This is a genomic window from Streptomyces sp. NBC_01428 (assembly GCF_036231965.1).
In the GTDB taxonomy this organism is placed as follows: domain Bacteria; phylum Actinomycetota; class Actinomycetes; order Streptomycetales; family Streptomycetaceae; genus Streptomyces.
On the sequence record NZ_CP109499.1, the window covers coordinates 3112929 to 3137685 of the forward strand.

Here is a 24757-nt window from a genome sequence, read left to right on the forward strand (position 1 = left end):
TTGGAGGTCCGTCACGGTCACTCCCAGCGGAACCAGCGCGCGGCCCCGGCCGACAGCAGCACCGTCCAGGCGACGAGGACGCCCAGGTGGGACCAGCCCGGCCAGTGCCCCGCGGCGGCCTGGTTCAGGGCCTGGGCGGCGGCGCCGAACGGCGTGTACCCGACGATCCGGGCGAGGGTGTCCGGCATGGCCTGCACCGGCAGCCAGACACCGGCGCAGAACATCATCGGGAAGAACACCGCGGACCCGATCGCGCCCGCGATCTTCGTCGTGCGGGACACGGCGGAGACCACCGCGCCGAGCGCGAGGGCGGCCAGGACGGCGAGGACCAGCGCGAGGAGGTAGCCGCCGGCCTGCCGGGGCAGGGTCACGTCGAAGACGAGGCGGCCGACGGTGAGCGCGAGCAGGGCGGAGACGAGTGCCGCGCCGCCGAACACCAGCATCTGCGCGGACAGCAGCGCGGCGGGCCGTACGGGGGTGGTCGACATGCGGCGCAGGATGCCGCGCTCGCGGTAGCCGGTCAGGGACTGCGGCATCGACTGGAGACAGCCCACGATCAGACCGAGCAGGACGGCGACGGGGACGTAGGCGTCGATGGGGCGCAGGCCGCCGAAGGAGGGGTCGGGCTGCCGGAAGGAGGGGATCGAGCCGAGGATCGCCAGCAGGAGGGTGGGGAAGAGCAGGATCCAGAAGATGGCGCCGGGTTCGCGGCGGAAGAGCCGGATCTCGGTCCGGACGACGGCGGTGTTCAGTCCGCCGCGGATACCGGATCGCAGGTCCGCGCGGGTGCCGGGGCGGGCGAGTGCGGTGCTCATGCTGCTGCCTCCGTCAGGTCCAGGAACGCGTCGTCCAGGGTGGCGTCGGTGACGCGGAGTTGGTGGGCGGTGATGCGGTGGCGGGCGAGGAGGGTGATCACGGCGTTCACCGTCTCGTCGGTGCCGGACAGGGTGATCCGGCCGTCCTTGTCCTCCACGGAGGCGAGCGCGGGCAGCGCGGCGAGGTCCCGCTCGTCCAGCGGCGCCGACGGCGTGAAGCTGATGACGGTCGAGCCGTTCGAGCGGCGGATCAGCCCGGCCGGGGTGTCCAGCGCGGCGACCCGGCCCTTGTCGATGACCGCGATCCGGTCGCAGAGCCGCTGGGCCTCCTCCATGAAGTGGGTGACGAGGAGGACGGTGACGCCCTGCGCGCGGATGTCCTCGATGAGTTCCCAGGTGTCGCGGCGGGCCCGCGGGTCGAGCCCGGTGGTCAGCTCGTCGAGGACGACGACGCGCGGGTTGCCGATGAGCGCGAGCGCGATGAACAGGCGCTGTTTCTGGCCACCGGAGAGTTTGCCGAACCCGGTGGTGAGCCGGTCGGTGAGGCCGAGGCGTTCGGCGAGCGGGCGCCAGTCGGCGGGGTGCGGATAGAAGGCGGCGTACAGCTCCAGTGCCTCGCGCACGGTGAGCTTGGCCTGGAGTTCGCTCTGCTGGAGCTGGGCGCCGAGGACGCGGCTGGTGGCCTCGCGGTCGGCGAAGGGGTCGAGCCCGGTGACCCGGACCCGGCCGGCGTCCGGGACCCGCAGGCCCTCGACGCACTCGACGGTGGTGGTCTTGCCGGCGCCGTTCGGGCCGAGGATCCCGAAGATCTCGCCCTCCTCGACGGTGAAGGAGACACCGTCGACGACGGCCCGGCCGCCGTAGGACTTGCGCAGTCCGCTCACTTCGATGACTGACATGCTCCGAGCCTCCCGCCCGGACCCCGGCCGGCACATCGGCCATCGCGCTCGAAGCGGCATCAGCCGATCGGTTGATGCGGCACTACGACCCGGGCGCGGGACCCTGGCCTCGGGCCGGGCCGTCCGGGGCGTGGGCGCACGTGCCGTGTCCGGGCGTGAGCGGACCCCGGGGGCCCGGAGGGCACGGACGCCGAGAGTCCGGATCGTTCCGGTGCGGCCAAAACTCGGTGGGCACTGTCAGTGCCACTCCGTAGGCTCGCCCGTGATGGGAACCACAGATGCAGTCACCACGGACCTGCCCGACCGATCGACCGTGCGCAGCCTGCTGCGCCTGTGGCCGTATGTGCGGCCGGTGCGGACCCGGCTGTTCGTCGCGGCGTTCGTCGCGGTGGTGGCGTCCTGTCTCGCGCTCCTGTTCCCGCTGGTCCTGAAGTGGATGGTGGACGGCCCGATCTCCGGCCGTGACCCCGCCGGCGTCTGGCTCGGGGCGTTGTGGCTGCTGCTCCTCGGCATCGCCGAGGCCGTCCTGTTCGGGCTGCGGCGGTGGCTGGTGGCCCGGCCGCTGGCGGGCGTCGAGGCGTCGATGCGGGCCGATCTGTACCGGCACCTGCAGCGGCTCCCGGTCGCCTTCCACGACCGCTGGGCGTCGGGCCAGCTGCTGTCCCGGGGGACCACGGACCTGATGCTGGTCCGCATGTTCCTGGCGTTCCCGCTGACGTTCCTGCTGGTGAACTCGGTGACGATCCTCGCGGGCGTCTCGATCATGCTGGTCCAGCAATGGACCCTGGGGCTCGTGCTGCTGGCCCCGGCGATCCCGGTGATGATCGTCTGCTGGCTCTTCGAGCGGCGCTACTCGGAGGTGGCGCGGAAGGCGCAGGACCAGGTCGGTGACCTCACGACGGTGGTCGAGGAGAGCGTGCTCGGCATCCGGATCATCAAGGGGTTCGGGCGGCACCGGAGCCAGGCCCGCGCGTTCCGCGACCTGTCCGGGACACTGCGGGGCACGGAACTGGCCAAGGCCCGGCTGCTCGCGTCGATCTGGGCCGTGATCGTCACCCTGCCGGAGCTGGCCATCGGCGCCGCCCTGGTGCTCGGCACGGTCCAGGTCGCCGACGGCGACCTGTCCGCCGGAACGCTGGTCGCCTTCCTGTCCACCGCGCTCGCGCTCCGCTGGCCCGTCGACTCCATCGGTTTCCTCCTCGCGATGAGCCAGGAGGCGGCGACGGCGACCGAGCGCTACTTCGAGGTGATGGACGCGGAACCGGAGTCGTCGCTCACGCCCGCGCCGAGCGCGCGAACAGCCGCCGTCGGGACCGCGGGAGGCCCCTCCCCCTCCACGGAACGGGCGGGAAGGCCCTCCGTCTCCGCCGAGCCGGACCAGGGCCCGGCACACGCGCCGGAGCCGGCTCCCGCCGCCGGCGGGCGGGACACCTCGGCCCCCGCCAAGGCACCGGCCACCGCACCCACACCCACACCCGCCGTCGCCGTCGCGACACAGGACGTCCCCGTCCCGGTCGGCACGCCGGTCATCTCGCCCGCGCCGGAATCGGGTTCAGCACCTGGCCCGGCACCGGCGGACGTCCGCGTCGGGCGCGGAGGGGTCCCCGGACCCGCGCACGCACCGGTCACCGTGCCGGTGGCGGGCGGCGGCGCGGAACCGGCGCACGGTTCCGGGACCCCGCTCGCAGAGGGCGGGCTCCGGTTCGAGGGGGTCGCGTTCCGGTATCCGGACGCCGCCGCGGACGCCCCGCCGGTCCTCGCCCGCGTCGACCTGCACATCCGGTCCGGCGAGAGCATGGCTCTGGTGGGATCGACCGGGTCGGGCAAGACGACGCTCACCGCGCTCGTCCCCCGGTTGCACGAGGTGACCTCGGGACGGATCACCCTGGACGGCCGGGACGTCACCGGCATGCCCCGCGAGGAGCTGCGCGAACTCGTCGCCGTCGCCTTCGAGGAGCCCACCCTCTTCTCGGCCACCGTCGGCGAGAACGTGCTCATGGGGGCCGCGGACACCGCCGGCCAGGACGAGCTGGACCGCGCCCTCGCCGTCGCGCAGGCCGACTTCGCGCACTCGCTGCCCGAGGGCACCGCGACACAGGTCGGGGAGCAGGGGCTCAGCCTCTCCGGCGGCCAGCGCCAGCGCCTCGCACTGGCGCGGGCGGTGGTCGGAAGACCCCGCTTCCTGGTCCTCGACGACCCGCTGTCGGCCCTGGACGTGCACACGGAGGCGGCTGTCGAGGCGGCCCTGCGCCGGGTGCTGGCGGAGACGACCGCGCTGATCGTGGCGCACCGCCCGTCCACGGTCCTGCTGGCCGACCGCGTCGCGCTGCTCTCCGGCGGCCGGATCACCGCGGTCGGCACCCATCACGAACTGCTGCGCACGAACGCCGAGTACGCCCACCTGATGTCGGGCGCAGAGGAGGACGACCGATGACCGCGGCGCCCACGACCACCGCTCCGGACCGGGAACCGGACGGAGCGCCGGACGAGGCACCGGACGACGGACCGCTCGCGGTACGGACGGGCCGGCGGACCGAGCCGCACCAGGACCCGTTCGACCGCGACACGCTGCCCACTCCCCCGGGTGCGACGGCGGCGCTGCTGCGGTCGCTGCTCGTGCCGCTGCGGACCCGGGTGGTCGTGACGACGGTCCTGCTGCTGCTCCAGCAGGCGGCTGTGCAGGCCGGGCCGCTGCTCGTCGCGTACGCCATCGACCGCGCCGTCCCGGCGTTCCGGCACGACGACCACGGGCCGCTGATCGCCGTCGGCGTCGCCTACCTGCTGTGTTCGGCGCTCTCCGGCGGACTCCAGTGGGCGTTCATCATCGCCTCGGCCCGGGTCAACCAGGACGTGCTGCTCGATCTGCGCGGCCGGATCTTCCGGCACGCCCAGGCGCTCAGCGTCGACTTCCACGAGCGCTACACCTCGGGCCGGCTGATCTCGCGCTCCACGACGGACGTCGAGTCGCTGCGCGAACTGCTGAGCGAGGGGCTCCAGGAACTCGTCACGGTCATCCTGTCGTTCGTCTACATCTCGGCGATGCTGCTCTGGCTGGACGCGGGCCTCGGGGCGGTCGCGGTGGCCTCCTTCGTCCCGCTGTACCTGCTCATCCGCCGCTACCAGCGGCGGGCGGGCAGGATCTTCGCCGTCCGGTCGACCACGATCGCCTCGGTGATCGTGAAGTTCGCGGAGACGATGAACGGCATCCGGCCGGTCCGCGCGTTCCGGCGCGAGGCGGCCAACGACGACGCTTTCCGGGTGCTCAACGAACGGCACGAGAAGACGAACGGCGACGCCCTGCTGGAGATGGCCCGCTATGTCGTCGGCTCCCGTCTCGTCGCCAACACGGCGGTCGCGGGCATCGTGCTGTGGGGCGCGTACCGGGTGGCGTCGGGTTCGCTGGCGCTCGGCGTGCTCGCCGCGGCGGTCCTCTATCTGCGCCGGCTGTACGACCCCATCGACCGCCTCGGCATGTTCCTGAACTCCTACCAGTCGGCGGCGGCCTCGCTGGAGAAGATCGCCGGTCTGCTGGCCCAGACGCCGTCGGTGCCGGAGCCGTCCGTGCCGCGCCCGCTGCCCGCGCTCGCCTCCGAACACCCGGGCCGCGAGGTCGCCTTCGACGAGGTCCGCTTCGCGTACCGCACGGGTGGCGAGGTCCTGCCGACGTTCTCGCTGGCACTCCCGGCGGGGCAGACCGTGGCCGTGGTCGGTTCGACCGGCGCGGGCAAGTCGACGCTGGCGAAGCTGCTGGCCCGGTTCTACGACCCGACCGAGGGGCGGGTCCTGCTCGACGGTGTCGACCTGCGCGAGCTGTCGGTGCCCGAGCTGCGGCGCGGGGTGGTGATGGTGACGCAGGAGGCCTTCCTCTTCTCCGGCACGGTCGCCGAGAACATCGCGATCGGGCGCCCCGAGGCGTCCCGCGAGGAGATCGAGCAGGCCGCGAAGGCCATCGGGGCGCACGAGTTCATCAGCGAGCTGCCCGACGGCTACGACACGGACGTCCGCAAGCGGGGCGGCCGGATCTCGGCCGGGCAGCGTCAACTGGTCGCCTTCGCGCGGGCGTTGCTCGCCGACCCGGCAGTGCTGATCCTCGACGAGGCGACCAGTTCGCTGGACGTGCCGGGTGAACGGGCGGTGCAGCGCGCCATGTCGACGGTGCTGCGGGGCCGTACGGCCGTGGTCGTCGCGCACCGGCTGTCGACCGTGGAGATCGCCGACCGGGTGCTGGTGATGGAGCACGGGCGGATCGTCGAGGACGGCTCGCCCGCCGAACTCGTCGCGGGCACCGGGCGGTTCGCCGATCTGCACCGGGCGTGGCGCGACAGTCTCGTATGACGGCGGACCTGCGGGCCGAGGGGGACGGATGATCGACGCGTACGCGGATCCGGGGACACCGGAACGGCGGGGCGGCTGGCGGTACCTGTGGTGGCTGGTCGTCCGCCAGGCGGGCCGCTCGGCCACCGGGGCGGTGATCGCGACGGTGTGGATGGGGCTCCTGGCCCTGACGCCGTATCTGCTGTCGCGGGCGATCGACGACGGTCTGGAGCCGGGTGACGGGACGGCGCTGGCCGGCTGGACGGCGGCGGTGCTGGGCGCCGGGGTGTTCAACGCGTGGCTGGGTGTCGTCCGGCACCGCACGATGACCAAGGTCCGGATGGACGGCAACTTCCGGACGGTCAAGGTGGTGGTGGAGCACGCGGTCCGGCTGGGGGCGGCGCTGCCGCGGCAGGTCGGGGCCGGTGAGGTCGTGACGATCGGCGTGGGTGACGTGCAGACGATCAGCATGTCGCTGACCGTCGTCGGGCCCGGGGTCGCCTCGGTCGTGACGTACGGGGTGGTGGCCGCGCTGCTGCTGTCCGTGTCGGTGACGCTGTCGGTGGCGATCCTGCTCGGGGTGCCGCTGATCGCGCTGCTCGTCGGGCCGCTGATGGGCCGCCTCCAGGGCACCGAGACGGACTACCGGGAGCGGCAGGCCGTGCTGACGGCGCGGATCGGCGATCTGGCGGGCGGTCTGCGCGTCCTCAACGGGCTGGGCGGGAAGGCGCTGTTCGCGGACGCGTTCCGTCGCGACTCGCGGCACCTGCGCGACCAGGGCTACCGCGTCGGCGCGGTGACGAGCTGGATCCAGGCTCTCGGTCTCGGGCTGCCGTCCCTGTTCCTGGCCGTGGTGACCTGGCTCGCGGCCCGGCTCGCCGCGCAGGGCGCCATCAGCATCGGTGAACTGGTGTCGGTGTACGGCTATGTCGCGGTGCTGGTCCTGCCGGTGTACTTCTTCATCGAGGCCGGCTACCAGCTCTCCCGGGGCGTGGTCGCCGCGCGGCGGGTCGTACGGTTCCTGTCCCTGGAGCCCGACCGCGCTCCCGCGGACGCGCTGGACGCCCCGGTGTCCCCGGCCGTGCTGCACGATCCCGCGTCCGGGGTGCGCGTCGTGCCGGGACGGCTGACGGTCCTGGTGGGGGCGCGGTCCGCGGAGTCGGAGGCCGTGCTGGACCGGCTCGGCCGGTACGCGCCGTCGGACGTCACCTGGGGCGGTGTCCGGCTGGACGAGGTCGCGCTGGATCAGGTGCGGGAGCGGATCCTGGTGGCGGACAACGAGGCCGACCTGTTCGCGGGCACGCTGCGCGAACTGGTCGGCGGGCGCCGGGACCGCGCCGAGGACGTGATCGCGCGGGCGGTGCGCGCGGCCTCCGCCGACGACATCGTCCTCGGGCTGCCGGAGGGGCTCGGCTCGGCCGTCGACGCGGGCGGCCGCAGCCTGTCCGGCGGCCAGCGGCAGCGGGTGAGGCTGGTGCGGGCCCTGCTCGCCGATCCGGAGGTGCTGCTCGCCGCGGAACCGACCTCGGCGCTCGACGCGCACACGGAGGCGGCCGTCGCGCGACGCCTGCGGGCCGAACGGTCCGACCGCACCACGGTGGTGACCAGTACCTCGCCGCTCGTGCTGGACCGCGCGGACACCGTCTGTTTCCTGGTGGACGGCAAGGTGGCGGCCACCGGGACCCATCGCGAACTCCTCGGCGCGGAGCCGGGATACCGGGCGCTGGTGGCCCGCGACCTGGCGGCGGACGACGGATCGCAAGCGGCCGGGGACCGGGCCGACGCCGTGCGGGCGGACGGGGCCGCGGGACGGGTCCCCGGCGTGAGGGAGCGGGGCGCGACGCCGGCCGGCACCGCATGCGGGGGCGCCGGAGAGACCGAGGGAGTCGTTCGATGAGCACCCACCTGCCCGTCGCGGGACGGGCCGACGTGCGGCGGGCCACGGTCCGGCTGATCCGCGAGGACGGCAGGGTCTTCGCGGCGGTCCTCGCGCTGAACGCGCTGGCCGCCGTGACCGGCCTGGTGGGGCCCTGGCTGCTCGGCCGGATCATCGACGACGTGCGGCGCGGCGGCGGGGTGGAGGTGGTGGACGGTCCGGCGCTCGTGATCCTCGTGGCCTCGCTCGCCCAGGTGCTGCTGGCACGCTGGGCCCGCCTGGCCGGGTACCGGTTCGGGGAGCGGACGCTCGCGCGGGTGCGGGAGGAGTTCGTGGAGCGGACGCTGACCCTGCCCGCCTCGGTCGTCGAGCGGGCCGGCACCGGGGATCTGACGGCGCGCGGCACCGCCGACGTGACCCTGGTCGGAAACACGCTGCGCGACGCGATCCCCCAGCTGCTGATCTCCGGCGCGCAGGCGCTGTTCATCCTGGTCGCCGTGTTCGCCATCGACCCGCTGCTCGGCGGCTGCGCGGTGCTGGGGCTCGCCGGCATCTGGGCGGCGCTGCGCTGGTATCTGCGCCGGGCGCGCACCGCCTACCTCGCCGAGGGTGCGGCCACCTCGCAGATCGCGGAGATCCTCGCGGCCACGGCGTCGGGTGCGCGCACGGTGGAGGCGTTCGGGCTCGGGGAGCGCCGGATCCGGGCGGGCCGGGACGCGCTGGAGGAGTCGCGCCGCAGCCGGATGCGGACGCTGTTCCTGCGCAGCGTGTTCTTCCCGGCGGTGGAGGTCTCGTACGTCCTGCCGGTGGTCGCCGTGCTGCTGGTGGGCGGCGCGCTGCACGCGCGGGGCGTCCTGAGCCTCGGGACGGTGGTCGCGGCGACGCTGTATCTGCGCCAACTCGTCGAGCCGCTCGACACGATGCTCAACCAGGTCGAGCAACTGCAGAGCAGCAGTGCCTCGTTCGCCCGGGTGGAGGGGCTCGCCGGTGCTCCGCGGGCGGTGCGGTCGGGTGCGCCGGCTCCGGCGGACGACCGGATCGACGTCGCCGGTGTGCGGTACGCGTACGACCGCGGGGGCGAGGTGCTGCGCGGGGTGGACCTGACGGTGCGGCCCGGGGAACGGCTGGCGGTGGTGGGTCCCTCGGGTGCGGGGAAGTCCACGCTGAGCCGGCTGCTGGCGGGTGTGGACGCGCCGGGCAGCGGGACGGTGACGGTCGGCGGGGTGCCGGTCGTCGCTCTCGACCCGGAGCAGTTGCGCCGGCAGGTCGTCCTGGTCACCCAGGAGCACCACGTGTTCCTGGGCACGGTCCGGGACAACCTGCTGATCGCCGAACCGGCGGCCGGGGAGGCCGCGTTGTGGGCGGCGCTCACCGCGGTCGGCGCCGAGGACTGGGCCGGGGAGCTGCCGGACGGGCTGGACACGGAGCTGGGTCCCGAGGCGGTCCCGGTGGACGGTTCGCGCGCGCAGCAACTGGCGCTGGCCCGCGTGGTCCTCGCCGATCCGCACACCCTGATCCTCGACGAGGCGACGGCGCTGCTCGACCCGGCGACCGCGCGGCACACGGAGCGTGCGCTGGCCGCCGTGCTGGAGGGCAGGACCGTGATCGCCATCGCGCACCGGCTGCACACCGCGCACGACGCCGACCGGGTGGCGGTGATGGAGGACGGGCGGCCGACCGAGCTGGGCACGCACGACGAACTGGTGGCGGCCGAGGGGGCGTACGCGGCGCTGTGGCACTCGTGGCACGGGGACGGGCGGGACGCCGCCGGTCACTGACGGGGCGCGTGCGGCGTACGGGCGCGTGAACTCCGTGTCGCGCGGGGCGGAAGTCCGTCCCACGGTCCGACGGACAGTCCGTATACCGAACATGACGAACCGGACAACGAACCGTTTCCGGCCAAAGTGCTGACGCGGTCCTGACAGAAAGCGTCATCCCCTGCCACTCTTCCCACGGCTGCTTCACAGCAACCCCACAGCTCCGTCAGCTGTGACGCGCCGGCACGACCCCATTGCACCTGGTTCCGCGTAAAGCCCAGTTCTGCCCGGACGGGTCTTCCTTCGTCCGGTCTCCCCTGGCCGCGCGACCCGCGGCCACGCAGAAGGAGTCAGTGTTGAGTAGCAGCTCCTCCCACAGACGCACCTCCCACACCACCAAGCGCCGCGTCGCCGGTGTCGCCCTCGTCGGCGTCACCGCCCTGCTGGCCGCGGCCGTCCAGTCGGGCGCCGCGAACGCCGCCCCCGAGCAGGCACCTCGGACCGGCAAGATCAATCCTGGTGCCGTCGCCATGAAGCTCACCGCCTCGCAGCGCGCCGAGCTGATACGCGACGCCAACACCGCCAAGGCCGCCACCGCCAAGGACCTGGGACTCGGCGCCGACGAGAGCCTCGTCGCCCGCGACGTCATCAAGGACCACGACGGCACCGTCCACACCCGCTACGAGCGGACGTACGAAGGGCTGCCGGTCCTCGGCGGAGACCTGGTCGTCGACACGGCCAAGTCCGGGAAGACCGGGCACGTCTACCGGGCGACGAAGGCCTCCCTCAAGGTCTCCACGCTCAAGCCCGCGATCGCCGCCGCGACGGCCGAGAAGCAGGCGCTGTCCGCCGCCCGGGCCGCCGGCTCCAAGAGCACGGACGCCGACCGCGCGCCCCGCAAGGTGATCTGGGCGGCGAGCGGCAAGCCGACCCTCGCCTACGAGACGGTCGTCGGCGGCCTCCAGGACGACGGCACCCCGAACGAGCTGCACGTCATCACCGACGCGGCCACCGGCAAGAAGCTCTACGAGTGGCAGGGCATCAAGACCGGTATCGGCAACACCCAGTACAGCGGTCAGGTGAGCCTGACGACCACGCAGTCGGGCTCCAACTACACGCTGACCGACGGCGCGCGCGGCGGCCACAAGACGTACAACCTGAACCACGGGACGTCGGGCACCGGCACGCTGTTCTCCCAGACGAGCGACACCTGGGGCAACGGCACCACCTCGAACGCCGCGACGGCCGGCGCCGACGCGCACTACGGCGCCGCCGAGACGTGGGACTTCTACAAGAACACGTTCGGCCGCAGCGGCATCAAGAACAACGGGGTGGGCGCCTACTCCCGGGCCCACTACGGCAACTCGTACGTGAACGCGTTCTGGGACGACAGCTGCTTCTGCATGACCTACGGCGACGGCTCCGGCAACGCCGACCCGCTCACCGCGCTGGACGTCGCGGGCCACGAGATGAGCCACGGTGTCACCTCCAACACCGCGGGCCTCAACTACTCCGGCGAGTCCGGCGGCCTGAACGAGGCGACCTCCGACATCTTCGGCACCGGCGTCGAGTTCTACGCGAACAACTCGACCGATGTGGGCGACTACCTCATCGGCGAGAAGATCGACATCAACGGCGACGGCACGCCGCTGCGCTACATGGACAAGCCCAGCAAGGACGGCGGCTCCAAGGACTCCTGGTACTCGGGAGTCGGCAACGTCGACGTGCACTACTCGTCGGGTGTCGCCAACCACTTCTTCTACCTGCTGAGCGAGGGCAGCGGCGCCAAGGTCATCAACGGCGTCAGCTACAACTCGCCGACGTCCGACGGGCTTCCGGTCACCGGCATCGGCCGGGACAAGGCGCTGCAGATCTGGTACCGCGCGCTCACCACCAAGTTCACCTCGACCACCAACTACGCGGCGGCCCGCACCGGCACGCTCGCGGCGGCGGGTGAGCTGTACGGCACGACCAGCGCCGAGTACACGGCGGTGGCGAACGCCTGGGCGGCCGTGAACGTCGGGACGCGTCCCGGCGGTGGCGGCGGTGGCGGTACGTCGTTCGAGAACACGGCCGACGTATCGATTCCGGACAACGGCGCGGCGGTCACGTCGTCCGTCACGGTCAGCGGCCGGACCGGCAACGCCCCGTCGAACCTCGCGGTCGCGGTCGACATCGTGCACACCTGGCGCGGTGACCTGGTGATCGATCTGGTCGCCCCGGACGGCTCCACGTACCGTCTGAAGAACTTCAGTTCGTCCGACTCGGCGGACAACGTGAACACGACCTACACGGTCAACGCGTCCTCCGAAGTCGCCAACGGGACCTGGAAGTTGAAGGTCCAGGACCAGGCGGCCCAGGACACCGGCTACATCAACAGCTGGAAGCTGACCTTCCCGTAGACCGCTGACGGGCCGCGCGAGGCAGCGCGGAACCCCACGAGACAGGACGCCGCCCCGGAGGTTCGACTCCCCGGGGCGGCGCCCTCTTTTACCCGTGCGGGAGTTTGCTTTGACCTTGCCTTGAGGGGGAGTTGAGCGTCACCCGTACCCCCTCAGTGTTCACCTGATCGACGATTTTCGGCCAAGGTCTTTAGGCCCTCCTGACATGTACGCGCCCTGAGTGGCACGCTTCCACCGCACGGCTCACCCGCACCGCAACTTCACAATCGTCCGTCCGGCATCCCCAAGCCGTTCGGACGCCCCCACGAGAAGGAGCTTGCGTGACCCCCCTCTACGCGCGTCACAAGCGCACCACTCTGGCCATCGCCACCGCTGTCGCCGCCGGAGCCCTGCTCGCCACCGGTATGACCACCGGTGCCGCCGCCCAGACCGCGGCGCTTCCCACCGGCAAGACCACCCCCCTCGCCGGCTCGCCCGTCCAGCTCTCCTCCTCCGCACGCACCGCGCTCATCCAGAAGGCCGACGCCGCCACGGCGGAGACGGCCCAGGAGATAGGTCTCGGCGCCAAGGAGAAGCTGGTCGTCAGAGACGTCGTCAAGGACGCCGACGGCACCGTCCACACGCGGTACGAGCGCACGTACAACGGACTTCCGGTTCTCGGCGGCGACCTCGTCGTGCACGAGACCAAGGCGGGGAAGACCGAAGGCGTCACCAAGGCGACGAAGGCGGCCATCAAGGTCTCCTCGCTCAAGGCGGCGGTCACCACCGCCAAGGCCGAGAAGCAGGCCCTCACCGCCGCCAAGGACGCCGGCTCGGACAAGACCGCGGCCGACCAGGCTCCCCGCAAGGTGATCTGGGCCGCCACCGGCAAGCCGACCCTCGCCTACGAGACCGTCGTCGGCGGCCTCCAGGACGACGGCACCCCGAACGAGCTGCACGTCATCACCGACGCGGCCACCGGCAAGAAGCTCTACGAGTACCAGGGCATCGAGACCGGTACCGGCAAGAGCCTCTACTCGGGCACGGTCACGCTCAGCACCACGCTGTCGGGTTCGACGTACAACCTGACGGACGGCACGCGCGGCGGCCACAAGACCTACAACCTCAAGCACGGCACGTCCGGCACCGGCACGCTGTTCACCGACGCCGACGACGTGTGGGGCACCGGCGCCGCGTCCAGCTCCACCACGGACCAGACCGCCGCCGCGGACGCCGCCTACGGCGCCCAGGAGACGTGGGACTTCTACAAGAACACGTTCGGCCGCAGCGGCATCAAGAACAACGGCGTCGGCGCCTACTCCCGCGTGCACTACGGCAACTCGTACGTGAACGCGTTCTGGGACGACAGCTGCTTCTGCATGACGTACGGCGACGGCTCGGGCAACACGCACCCGCTGACCTCGCTGGACGTGGCGGGTCACGAGATGAGCCACGGTGTCACCTCCAACACCGCGGGTCTCAACTACTCGGGTGAGTCCGGCGGCCTGAACGAGGCGACCTCCGACATCTTCGGAACGGGCGTCGAGTTCTACGCGGCGAACTCCACCGACGTGGGCGACTACCTCATCGGCGAGAAGATCAACATCAACGGCGACGGCACGCCGCTGCGCTACATGGACAAGCCGAGCAAGGACGGCGGCTCGAAGGACTCCTGGTCCTCCACCGTCGGCAACCTCGACGTGCACTACTCGTCGGGTGTCGCCAACCACTTCTTCTACCTCCTCTCGGAGGGCAGCGGCGCCAAGACGATCAACGGGGTCAGCTACAACTCCCCGACGTCCAACGGCACCACGGTCACGGGCATCGGCCGGGCCAAGGCGCTGCAGATCTGGTACAAGGCGCTGACGACGTACATGACGTCGACGACCAAGTACGCGGGCGCCCGCACGGCCACGCTCTCCGCGGCGTCGGCCCTGTACGGCTCCACCAGCACGGAGTACAAGACGGTCGCGGCCGCCTGGTCCGCCGTGAACGTCAACTAGCGCACCGGCAGATCGAACGAGGCGGCACCCGGGGCGAGGACTCCCCCGGGTGCCGCCTTACTCTTGCCCCCATGCCCTACACGTACGAGGACGTGGGCGCGACCCGCGAGGACCGCTGCCCCCCGGGCTTCCACCGCATGCACGTACGCTCCCGGATCGGCGAGGGCGAGGCCGTCTTCCGCCGCGCCTCCGAGGCCCTGATGACCTGGGAGATGCACCGCACCATGGGCGTCGGCATGGTCTCCGACGCCGACCGGGCGGCACCCGGCGTGGACGTCACGGTCGCCATCGGCCCGATCAAGGCTCCCTGCCGCGTGGTCTGGACGGCCGAGGAACCCCGGCGCACCGCCTGGGCCTACGGCACGCTCACCGGCCATCCCGAATGCGGCGAGGAGGCCTTCGTGGTCTCCCGCACCGGCGACGGCACCGTCTGGCTGACGGTCACGGCGTTCAGCCGCGCGGTCAAGTGGTACGCCCGGGCCGGCGGAGCCGCGACCCGAGGCCTGCAGCACGCCTACGCGCAGCGTTGCGGAAAGGTGCTGCGCCGGCTGTGCGAGGGGCTCGACAGCTGAACCCCGCCCCGGCCGCCCGGACCCCGCGACCGGACGCGGTCCGCCGGGGCTCCGGCGGGCCCGTGACGCCCCCGGCTCAGCGCATCAGCAGCCCCGCGCCCTCGCCCGGCTCCTCCGACGGCACGGCCACCAGGCCCAGTTCCGCGCCGGAGGCCAGCAGCCGGTGCGCCGGCAGGATGCGGACCGTGTAGCCGAACGGACCGGTGCGGTCGAGGGACAGCGGGCCCTCGTACACCCAGCGTCCCTCCAGGTCGGAACCGCCGGCCGGCTTCAGCGGGACGCACACGGCGTCCGCGATCCGGTCGTCCGTGCCGACGCGGCCCGCGACGGCCTGGACCTCCACGTCGTCCGGGGAGAGATCGCCGAGCCCCACGCGGACGCGCAGCGACAGGCTGGCGCCCAGTTCCGCGGTCGTGGTGGCCGAGGTCGCCTCCAGATGGTCGACCGTCACCTGCGGCCAGGCGGAACGGACCCGGGCCTTCCAGCCGGCCAGCTCGCGTGCCGCGTCCGCGGTGAGTGAGCGGTGGGCGTGCGCCGCGGGGGCGTACAGCCGCTCCACGTACTCGCGGACCATCCGGCCGGCCAGCACCTTCGGCCCGAGATGGGTCAGCGTCTGGCGGACCATCTCGATCCACCGGTCGGGCAGACCGTGCCCACCGCGGTCGTAGAACCGGGGGGCGACCCGCTGTTCGAGCAGCTCGTACAGCGCGTTGGCCTCCAGCTCGTCACGGCGGTCGTCGTCGGTCGCGGTGCCGTCCGCGGTGGGGATCGCCCAGCCGAAGTCGGGCCGGAACCACTCGTCCCACCAGCCGTCCAGGACCGAGAGGTTGAGACAGCCGTTGAGCGCCGCCTTCATCCCGCTCGTGCCGCACGCCTCCAGCGGGCGCAGCGGGTTGTTGAGCCAGATGTCGCAGCCCGGGTAGAGCTTCTGCGCCATCGCCATGCCGTAGTCGGGCAGGAACACGATCCGGTGCCGCACCCGGGGGTCGTCGGCGAACCGGACCAGCTCCTGGATCAGCCGCTTCCCGCCGTCGTCGGCGGGGTGCGCCTTGCCGGCGACGACGATCTGGACGGGCCGCTCGGGGTGCAGCAGCAGGTCCATGAGCCGGTCCCGGTCGCGCAGCATGAGCGTCAGACGTTTGTACGAAGGGACACGGCGCGCGAAGCCGATGGTGAGGACGTCCGGGTCCAGCACCCCGTCGATCCAGCCGAGTTCCGCGGTACCGGCGCCGCGCTGGCGCCAGGACGCCTGGAGCCGCTCGCGCACCTCCTGCACGAGCTGCTCCCGCAGCACCCGGCGCAGGTCCCAGATCTCCTGGTCGGCGATCTCGGCGACCGCGTCCCACCGGTCCGAGCCGCCGACGGTCAGCGCGTCCTCGGTGCGCTGCGCGCCGATCTGCCGGGCGCCGAGCCGGAAGACCTCGGGGGCCACCCAGGTCGGCGCGTGCACGCCGTTGGTGACGGAGGTGATCGGCACCTCCTCGGCGTCGAACCCGGGCCAGAGTCCGGAGAACATCTCCCGGCTGACCTGGCCGTGCAGCAGGGAGACCCCGTTGGCGCGCTGGCCGAGGCGCAGGCCCATCACGGCCATGTTGAACAGGTTCGGCTCACCGCCGGGGTAGGTCTCCATGCCGAGGGCGAGGATCCGCTCCACGTCGATGCGCGGGAGTTCCGCGTCGGCACCGAAGTGGCGGGCGACCAGCTCGCGGTCGAAGCGGTCGATGCCCGCGGGGACCGGGGTGTGGGTGGTGAAGACCGTGCCGGCCCGGACCGCCTCCAGGGCGGAGGCGAAGTCCAGCCCGGCGTCGCCGAGTTCGGCGATCCGTTCCAGCCCGAGGAATCCGGCGTGGCCCTCGTTCGTGTGGAACACCTCGGGCGGCGCGTGCCCGGTCAGCCGGCAGTACGTCCGGACCGCACGCACCCCTCCTATGCCGAGGAGCATCTCCTGGAGGAGCCGGTGCTCACTGCCGCCGCCGTACAGCCGGTCGGTGACACCGCGTTCGCCGAGGTCGTTCTCCTCGACGTCGGAGTCGAGCATGAGCAGCGGTACGCGGCCGACCTGGGCGAGCCAGATCCGGGCGTGCAGCGCGCGGCCGCCGGGCAGGGCGAGGGAGACCTGGGCGGCGGTGCCGTCCTCCTCGCGCAGCGGGACGACGGGCAGTTCGTTGGGGTCGAGGACCGGATACTGCTCCTGCTGCCAGCCCTCGCGGGACAGGGACTGGCGGAAGTAGCCGTGCCGGTAGAGCAGGCCCACCCCGATGAGCGGGACGCCCAGGTCGCTGGCCGCCTTGAGATGGTCGCCCGCGAGGATGCCGAGGCCGCCCGAGTACTGCGGGAGGGCCGCGGTGATGCCGAACTCGGGCGAGAAGTAGCCGACGGCGGCGGGCAGGTCGGAGGTCTGCGTCTGGTACCAGCGGTCGCCGGTCATGTAGTCCCGCAGGTCGTCGGAGACCTCGGCGAGGCGGCGCAGGAAGCGGCTGTCCTCGGTGAGCTCCGTGAGCCGGGCGGCCGACACGCTGCCCAGCAGTCGTACGGGGTCGCCGTCGGAGGCTGCCCAGCGCTCCGGGTCGACGGACTGGAAGAGGTCACGGGTCTCGGCATGCCAGGACCAGCGGAGGTTGCGTGCCAGGTCACTGAGGGGGTGAAGGGGTTCGGGGAGCACTGGTCGGACGGTGAATCTGCGGATCGCCTTCACGGATTCCACCTTCACGGAGGACGTACGCGGCAGAGGACCGCACGGCGTTGTGCGGCCTTCGTCACCCACGACGGTAGCGGCGGGGGTGCCTTCGCGACACGGCGCATCGCGGCACGCCCCCGGATCCGTCCGACTGTGTGACATCGGCGGAAACTCGCCGCAACCTTCACGGGGCCTCCCTGTTCGGTATGGCCGATTCCGCCCTCCTGGGCGGCCTTGTGGTGCTTCGCCCCGTCGGGAGAGGCTCGCCAGGTGACGTACGGCCGGGTCCTGTCCGCGAGGGCGGCCCCGGACCCCGTACGTCGATGTGAGGAGGGGAACAGCAGTCATGGCACGGACGAGGAAGTGGCGGCTGCGCTGGGGGGCGGGTCTCACCGCCGTCGCGACGGCCGCGGTGCTTTCGGCCATCGCCCCACCGGACCGGGCGTTCGCCGAGGGGCGGGTCCTCGGAGCGGGGGATCCCGGCTCCGTCAGCGGGAGCTACATCGTGACGCTGACGAGCGGTACACGCGCTCCGTCGGCGGCGGGCGCGGACATCGCCGAGCAATACGGGGCGAGAATCAGCCACACCTATGGCACGGCGCTCAACGGCTTCGCCGTACGCGTCGACGAGAGACGGGCCCGGCGGCTCGCCGCCGATCCCCGGGTGGCCTCCGTCGTCCAGGACACCCGGGTGGCCCTCGAAGGCACCCGGACGTACCCGCCCTCGTGGGGCCTGGACCGGATCGACCAGCGGAACCGGCCGCTCGACGGGCGGTACACGCCCTCCGGGCCGGCGGGCGCGGGCGTGACGGCGTACGTCATCGACACCGGCATCCGGATCACCCACCGGGACTTCGGCGGCCGGGCGAGCTACGGATGGGACTTCGTGGACGGCGACCGGACGGCGCGTGACGGCAACGGCCACGGCACCCATGTGGCCGCGACCGTCGTCGGCCGCCGGTACGGCGTCGCCAAGAAGGCGAGGGTCGTCGCCGTCCGTGTCCTGGACGACCGGGGGGCGGGCACCACGGCTCAGGTCATCGCCGGGATCGACTGGGTCACCCGGCACGCCCGGAAGCCGGCCGTGGCCAACCTCAGTCTCGACGGGTACGGCAACGCCCAGCTGGACGCGGCCGTCCGCAACTCCATCGCCTCCGGCGTGACCTACACCGTCGCGGCGGGCAACGACGGCCGGCCGGCCGCGCGCTACTCCCCCGCGCGGGTCACCCAGGCGCTCACGGTCGGTGCGAGCGACCGGACCGACGCGCGGGCGCGGTTCTCCAACACCGGTCCGGCGGTGGACCTGTTCGCGCCGGGGGTGGCAATCACGTCAGCTTCGTACACGAGCGACACGGGGAAAGTGGCCTATTCCGGCACCTCGATGGCGAGCCCTCATGTCGCGGGCGCCGCCGCCCTGTATCTGTCCGGCCATCCGCGGGCCACTCCGGCTCAGGTCGCGAAGGCGCTGATGAAACAGGCCGTTCCGGGGAAGTTGTCAGGTGTCGGCCCCGGTTCACCGAACAAACTGCTGAACGTCGGGTGACGGCGGCGGGATGCTGGTACAACCAGGGTGATTCGGCCACACCGCACCGGCCTCGCCTGCCCGGGACGAGGCCGGTCTTGTGTGTAGACATACGCGTGAGTAGTTAACAAAGTGCCGGAATGCTCACCCGCATAGGGTGGGAAGGCTCCTCCGGTACACCTCGCAGGTCCACCTCCCCACACCCCCATCCGCCCACCCACGTTGACGCGGACAGGAGCGGTCATGCCCGCCACGCACCACTCGTCGCCACCCCCGACGACCACCTCCGAGAAGCCCCGAAAGCGCAAGACCGAACCCCGTCCCCGCACCGAGGAGAAACCCGTCGCCGCCTCCGAGGCCGCCGGCCCCGCCACCGAGGACGCGGCCACGCCCGTCGTCCCGGACAGCACGGTCCAGGACACCACGGTCCAGGACACCGTCGCCCCGGTGCCGGCGGCGTCCGCCGCCCGCACCTCCTCCCCTCGGGCGTCCGCCCCGCGCAAGGCCGCCGCCTCCGCGTCGGGCGCACCGGCCAAAAAGTCGGGCACACCGGCCAAGAAGAAGAGCAGGTCCGCCGTCCCGGCGACCCGGGTGGGCGACTCTCCCGTGACCGCCCCGCTCGCCCCGGTGACGGCCGTCGGGCGCATCCCCGTCCTCGACGTCCGGCCGATGGTGCTGGGCGGCCGCCGGCCCGCGAAGGCGGTGACCGGCGAGGAGTTCGAGGTCTCGGCCACGGTGTTCCGCGAGGGCCACGACGCGGTCGCCGCGAACGTCGTCCTGTACGACCCCGAGGGCCGCCCCGGTCCCTGGTCGCCGATGCGCGAGCTGGCTCCCGGCACGGACCGCTGGGGCGCCCGTGTGAGCGCCGGCCGGGAGGGCCGCTGGACGTACACGGTGGAGGCGTGGGGCGACCCCGTCACCACCTGGCGGCACCACGCGGGGATCAAGATCCCGGCCGGTCAGGACACGGAGCTGGTGCTGGAGGAGGGCGCACGGCTGTACGAGCGGGCCGCCGCCGGCATCCCGAAGGGGACGAAGGGCAAGCGCGCCCGGGACACGGTCCTCGCCGCCGTCGACGCGCTGCGCGACCCCGACCGTCCCGTCGCCACCCGGCTCGCCGCCGCGCTCACCCCCGAGGTGGACGAGGTGCTGGCCCGTCATCCGCTGCGCGACCTGCTGACGTCGTCCGAGCCGTTGCCGTTGCTGGTGGAGCGGGAGCGGGCGTTGTACGGCTCCTGGTACGAGTTCTTCCCGCGCTCGGAGTCCGGGCAGTTGGATCCGCCGGTGCACGGCACGTTCCGCACCGCGGCCGAACGGCTGCCCGCCATCGCGGAGATGGGCTTCGACGTCGTCTACCTCCCGCCGATCCATCCCATCGGCACCACCTTCCGCAAGGGTCCCGACAACACCCTGTCCGCCGCCCCCGAGGACGTCGGCGTGCCCTGGGCGATCGGCTCCCCCGAGGGCGGCCACGACGCGATCCACCCCGACCTGGGCACCCTGGAGGACTTCGACGCCTTCGTGGCCCGGGCCGCCTCGCTGAACCTGGAGATCGCGCTCGACTTCGCGCTCCAGTGCTCGCCGGACCACCCGTGGGTGGAGAAGCACCCGGAGTGGTTCCACCACCGCTCCGACGGCACGATCGCCTACGCGGAGAACCCGCCGAAGAAGTACCAGGACATCTATCCGATCGCGTTCGACAAGGACATGCCGGGCCTGGTCACCGAGACGGTGCGGGTGCTGCGGCACTGGATGGACCACGGCGTCCGCATCTTCCGCGTCGACAACCCGCACACCAAGCCCGTCGTCTTCTGGGAGCGGGTCATCGCGGAGATCAACGCGACCGACCCCGACGTGATCTTCCTGGCCGAGGCGTTCACCCGGCCCGCGATGATGCGCACGCTGGGGGCGGCCGGTTTCCAGCAGTCGTACACCTACTTCACGTGGCGCAACACCAAGCAGGAGCTGACGGAGTACCTCACGGAGCTGTCCGGTGAGGCGGCCGCGCACATGCGGCCCAACTTCTTCGTCAACACCCCTGACATCCTGCACGAGTTCCTCCAGCACGGCGGCCGGCCGGCCTTCGAGCTGCGGGCCGTGCTCGCCGCGACCCTGTCCCCCACCTGGGGCATCTACAGCGGCTTCGAGCTCTGCGAGAACGTCGCGCTGCGGGCCGGGAGCGAGGAGTACCTCCACTCGGAGAAGTACCAACTGCGCCCGCGTGACTGGGAGTCGGCGGAGCGCGAGGGCCGGAGCATCGCACCGCTGGTGACGCTGCTCAACGCGGTCCGCCGGCGCAGCCCCGCCCTGCGCCAACTGCGTGACCTGCACTTCCACCACGCCGACCAGGACGCGGTGATCGCCTACTCGAAGTCCGTCAGTGACGCACGTGGTTCGAACACGGTTGTGGTGGTGGCGAACCTCGATCCCCGCCACACCCAGGAGGCCACGGTCTCGTTGGACATGCCGACGCTCGGCCTGGACTGGCACGCGTCCGTGCCGGTGCGCGACGAGCTCACCGGCGAGACCTACAACTGGGGCAGGACCAACTATGTGCGCCTGGAGCCCGGGCACCGGCCCGCGCACGTCTTCACCGTCCTGCGACCGTCCTCACCGCTGATCGGAGGGTCACCCACCACATGATCGTCAATGAGCCCGTCCCGGATACGTTCGAGGACACCCCGGCCAAGGACCGCGATCCCGAGTGGTTCAAGCGCGCCGTCTTCTACGAGGTCCTGGTGCGCTCGTTCCAGGACAGCAACGGCGACGGCGTCGGAGACCTCAAAGGCCTCACCGCCAAACTCGACTACCTGCAATGGCTGGGCGTCGACTGCCTGTGGCTGCCCCCCTTCTTCAAATCCCCCCTGCGCGACGGCGGCTACGACGTCTCCGACTACACCGCCGTCCTGCCCGAGTTCGGCGACCTCGCCGACTTCGTGGAGTTCGTCGACGCCGCCCACCAACGCGGCATGCGCGTCATCATCGACTTCGTCATGAACCACACCAGCGACCAGCACCCGTGGTTCCAGGAGTCCCGCGCCAACCCCGACGGCCCCTACGGCGACTACTACGTCTGGGCCGACGACGACAAGCAGTACCAGGACGCCCGGATCATCTTCGTCGACACCGAAGCCTCCAACTGGACCTTCGACCCGGTCCGCAAGCAGTACTTCTGGCACCGCTTCTTCTCCCACCAGCCCGACCTCAACTACGAGAACCCGAAGGTCCAGGAGGAGATCATCTCCGCGCTGCGGTTCTGGCTGGACCTGGGGATCGACGGGTTCCGGCTGGACGCGGTCCCGTACCTGTACCAGGTCGAGGGAACCAACTGCGAAAACCTTCCTGCGACCCATCAGTTCCTCAAGCGGGTCCGCAAGGAGATCGACACGCACTATCCGGACACGGTGCTGCTGGCGGAGGCGAACCAGTGGCCCGAGGACGTCGTCGACTACCTCGGCGACTTCCCCTCCGGCGGCGACGAGTGCCACATGGCGTTCCACTTCCCCGTCATGCCCCGCATCTTCATGGCCGTGCGCCGTGAGTCCCGCTACCCCGTCTCGGAGATCCTCGCCAAGACGCCGGCGATCCCGAGCAACTGCCAGTGGGGCATCTTCCTGCGCAACCACGACGAGCTCACCCTCGAAATGGTCACGGACGAAGAACGCGACTACATGTACGCCGAATACGCCAAGGACCCGCGCATGCGGGCCAACATCGGCATCCGCCGCCGCCTGGCCCCCCTGCTCGACAACGACCGCAACCAGATCGAACTCTTCACCGCCCTGCTGCTCTCCCTGCCCGGCAGCCCGATCCTCTACTACGGGGACGAGATCGGCATGGGCGACAACATCTGGCTCGGCGACCGCGACGCCGTGCGCACCCCCATGCAGTGGACCCCCGACCGCAACGCCGGATTCTCCTCCAGCGACCCCGGCCGCCTCTTCCTGCCCACGATCATGGACCCCGTCTACGGCTACCAGGTCACCAACGTCGAAGCGTCGATGTCCTCGCCCTCCTCGCTGCTGCACTGGACCCGCCGCATGATCGAGATCCGCAAACAGAACCCCGCCTTCGGACTCGGCTCCTACACCGAACTCCAGTCCTCGAACCCCGCCGTGTTCGCCTTCCTGCGCGAGGCCCCCTCCAACGAGGACGGAACGGACGACCTCGTCCTGTGCGTCCACAACTTCTCCCGCTTCGCCCAGCCCACCGAACTCGACCTCCGCGAGTTCACCGGCCGCCACCCCGTCGAACTCATCGGCGGCGTCCGCTTCCCCGCCATCGGCGAACTCCCCTACCTGCTCACCCTCGCCGGACACGGCTTCTACTGGTTCCGGCTGCGGACGGACGCGGTCTAGAAGCTGCGGGCGGGGCGGTTTCCACCGCCCCGCCCGGGGCACCCATCAGGAACACCCCCGACTCGCCCGGTATCCGGGAACCCGGGCACTGGGGAAAGGACGCGACGCCCATGTCGGAAGCCGTAACCCACTCCGCCCCGGCCCCGCTCGCACGCCCCGAGTTGCTCGCGTCGCTCGATCCACTGCTGCGGGAATGGCTGCCCCGGCAGCGCTGGTTCGCGGGCAAGGGGCGTCCGGTGACCGGGTTCTCGCTGGTGGCCGCGGTCGAACTGCTGCCGCCCACGTCCCCGTTGGGCCTGATCCATCTGCTGGTGCGCGCTCATCAGCCGCTCACCGCCGCGCACGGCGCGTCCCCGCAGCCCGGGGACTGCTACCAACTGCTCATCGGTGTCCGCGACGTGCTGCCGCCGCATCTGGCGCCCGCGCTGATCGGCCACCTGGAGGACGGGCCGCTGGCCGGCCGCACGGTGTACGAGGCGCTGTACGACCCGCGCCCCGCCGGTGTCCTCCTGGAGGCCCTGCGCAGCGGTGCCCGCGTCGGCGACCTGCGCTTCGAGCGCGACCTCCGCCAGGAGATACGTGAGGACCTCGTTCCGCGCCTGGTCACGGCGGAACAGTCCAACTCCTCGATCGTGTACGGAGATACGTTCATCCTGAAGGTGCTGCGCCGGATCGTTCCGGGGGTCAATCCCGACCTGGAACTCCCGCTGGCGCTGGCCCGCGAGGACTGCGCACGGGTCCCGGCGCCCGCGGCCTGGATGCTCGCGGACCTGGACGCCGAGACGTATGTGCTCGGTGTCCTCCAGCCCTTCGTGCAGGGCGCGACGGACGGCTGGGAGCTGGCGCTGCGCGAGCTGGCCAAGGGCGAGGACTTCACCGCCGAGGCACGGGCGCTCGGCCGGGCCACCGCCGAGGTCCACACGTCGCTCGCCCGCGCCCTGCCCACCGTGACCCTGGGCCACCGCCAGATGGCGCCGCTCGTCGACACGATGACCGAGCGCCTGGCGGCCGCCGCACAGGCGGTCCCGGCCCTGCGGCCCTACGCGCCCGGCCTGCGCACCGCGTTCGAGGCGCTGGCGGACCTGTCCGCGGAGGGCCACACCTGGACCGCGCAGCGCATCCACGGCGATCTGCATCTCGGCCAGTGCCTGCGCTCACCCGACGGGGAGTGGTCCCTCATCGACTTCGAGGGCGAGCCGTCCAAACCCCTCGCCGAACGCCGGATGCCGCAGCCCCCCGCCCGCGACATCGCGGGCATGCTGCGCTCCTTCGACTACGCGGCCCACTCGCTCCCCCCGGCCGCCGGCTCGTCGCGGACGGAGGGCACCTCCGAGCCGCCGGCCTCCGGATGGGCCGACGCCTGCCGGGCCGCGTACTGCGCCGGCTACGCCGAGGTCTCCGGACTCGACCCGCGCACGGATCCCGTCCTGCTGCGCGCCTTCGAGACGGACAAGGCGGTGTACGAGGTCGTGTACGAGGCCCGGCACCGCCCGGACTGGCTGCCGGTTCCGCTGGCGGCGGTGCGGCGGCTCGCCGCGTCGTCCTGAACACCCCTGTGCGTGACTCCGTTCCCCCTGCCGAGG

General features: G+C 71.9%; 14 protein-coding genes. 11 read left to right on the forward strand and 3 right to left on the reverse strand.

The window, feature by feature from the left end; translation table 11 throughout:
- Positions 1–17 precede the first annotated feature (17 nt).
- Together OG406_RS13345 and OG406_RS13350 are read right to left on the reverse strand one after the other, a co-directional pair.
- Positions 18–752 (reverse strand): ABC transporter permease, encoded by a 735-nt coding sequence (locus OG406_RS13345; RefSeq protein WP_081221825.1) that lies wholly within the window; start codon positions 750–752, stop codon positions 18–20.
- A 59-nt stretch (positions 753–811) separates the two neighbouring features.
- Positions 812–1714, reverse strand: a complete 903-nt coding sequence (locus OG406_RS13350) for an ABC transporter ATP-binding protein (protein WP_081219527.1) — start codon at positions 1712–1714, stop codon at positions 812–814.
- A gap of 265 nt (positions 1715–1979) precedes the next feature.
- Here OG406_RS13350 and OG406_RS13355 point away from each other — a divergent pair, with 265 nt between their 5' ends.
- The 7 genes from OG406_RS13355 to OG406_RS13385 all read left to right on the forward strand — a co-directional run bounded on the left by OG406_RS13355 (position 1980) and on the right by OG406_RS13385 (position 14617).
- Positions 1980–4148 (forward strand): ABC transporter transmembrane domain-containing protein, encoded by a 2169-nt coding sequence (locus OG406_RS13355; protein WP_329185880.1) that lies wholly within the window; start codon positions 1980–1982, stop codon positions 4146–4148.
- Complete coding sequence (locus tag OG406_RS13360; protein WP_329185882.1) at positions 4145–6049, forward strand: ABC transporter ATP-binding protein; 1905 nt, start codon at positions 4145–4147, stop codon at positions 6047–6049. Before OG406_RS13355 ends, OG406_RS13360 begins: the two co-directional genes overlap by 4 nt.
- 28 nt (positions 6050–6077) lie before the next feature.
- A complete protein-coding gene (locus tag OG406_RS13365; RefSeq protein ID WP_329185883.1) occupies positions 6078–7925 on the forward strand; it encodes an ABC transporter ATP-binding protein in 1848 nt (615 codons plus the stop codon).
- Complete coding sequence (locus OG406_RS13370) at positions 7922–9682, forward strand: ABC transporter ATP-binding protein (protein ID WP_329185884.1); 1761 nt, start codon at positions 7922–7924, stop codon at positions 9680–9682. The genes OG406_RS13365 and OG406_RS13370 overlap by 4 nt, the downstream gene beginning before the upstream one ends.
- 335 nt (positions 9683–10017) lie before the next feature.
- Positions 10018–12063: a M4 family metallopeptidase gene (locus tag OG406_RS13375; protein WP_266616706.1), complete on the forward strand. Its 2046-nt coding sequence runs from the start codon at positions 10018–10020 to the stop codon at positions 12061–12063.
- A 320-nt stretch (positions 12064–12383) separates the two neighbouring features.
- Entirely contained in the window at positions 12384–14045 is a 1662-nt protein-coding gene (locus OG406_RS13380; RefSeq protein ID WP_267048589.1) for a M4 family metallopeptidase, read from the forward strand.
- Positions 14046–14116: 71 nt separating this feature from the next.
- Positions 14117–14617, forward strand: coding sequence for a DUF1990 family protein (locus OG406_RS13385; protein ID WP_081219521.1), 501 nt, complete (start codon positions 14117–14119; stop codon positions 14615–14617).
- Between the two features lie 76 nt (positions 14618–14693).
- On the opposite strand, the gene OG406_RS13390 is transcribed toward OG406_RS13385, so the two are convergent.
- Positions 14694–17312 carry a glycosyltransferase family 1 protein gene (locus OG406_RS13390; protein ID WP_267048588.1) on the reverse strand — a complete coding sequence of 873 codons (2619 nt, stop codon included), beginning with the start codon at positions 17310–17312 and terminating at the stop codon, positions 14694–14696.
- A 328-nt stretch (positions 17313–17640) separates the two neighbouring features.
- Between OG406_RS13390 and OG406_RS13395 the strand changes: the two genes are divergently transcribed.
- The 4 genes from OG406_RS13395 (at position 17641) to OG406_RS13410 (ending at position 24721) form a co-directional block, all read left to right on the forward strand.
- Positions 17641–18837: a S8 family peptidase gene (locus OG406_RS13395; protein ID WP_266846720.1), complete on the forward strand. Its 1197-nt coding sequence runs from the start codon at positions 17641–17643 to the stop codon at positions 18835–18837.
- A 648-nt stretch (positions 18838–19485) separates the two neighbouring features.
- Positions 19486–21459, forward strand: a complete 1974-nt coding sequence (locus tag OG406_RS13400) for an alpha-1,4-glucan--maltose-1-phosphate maltosyltransferase (RefSeq protein WP_329190781.1) — start codon at positions 19486–19488, stop codon at positions 21457–21459.
- Positions 21456–23174 carry a maltose alpha-D-glucosyltransferase gene (gene treS / locus OG406_RS13405; protein ID WP_329185885.1) on the forward strand — a complete coding sequence of 573 codons (1719 nt, stop codon included), beginning with the start codon at positions 21456–21458 and terminating at the stop codon, positions 23172–23174. Before OG406_RS13400 ends, treS begins: the two co-directional genes overlap by 4 nt.
- Positions 23175–23284: 110 nt before the next feature.
- The gene (locus OG406_RS13410) at positions 23285–24721 is read left to right on the forward strand and encodes a maltokinase N-terminal cap-like domain-containing protein (protein ID WP_329185887.1); all 1437 of its coding nucleotides are present in this window, start codon (positions 23285–23287) and stop codon (positions 24719–24721) included.
- The last annotated feature ends 36 nt before the right edge of the window (positions 24722–24757 follow it).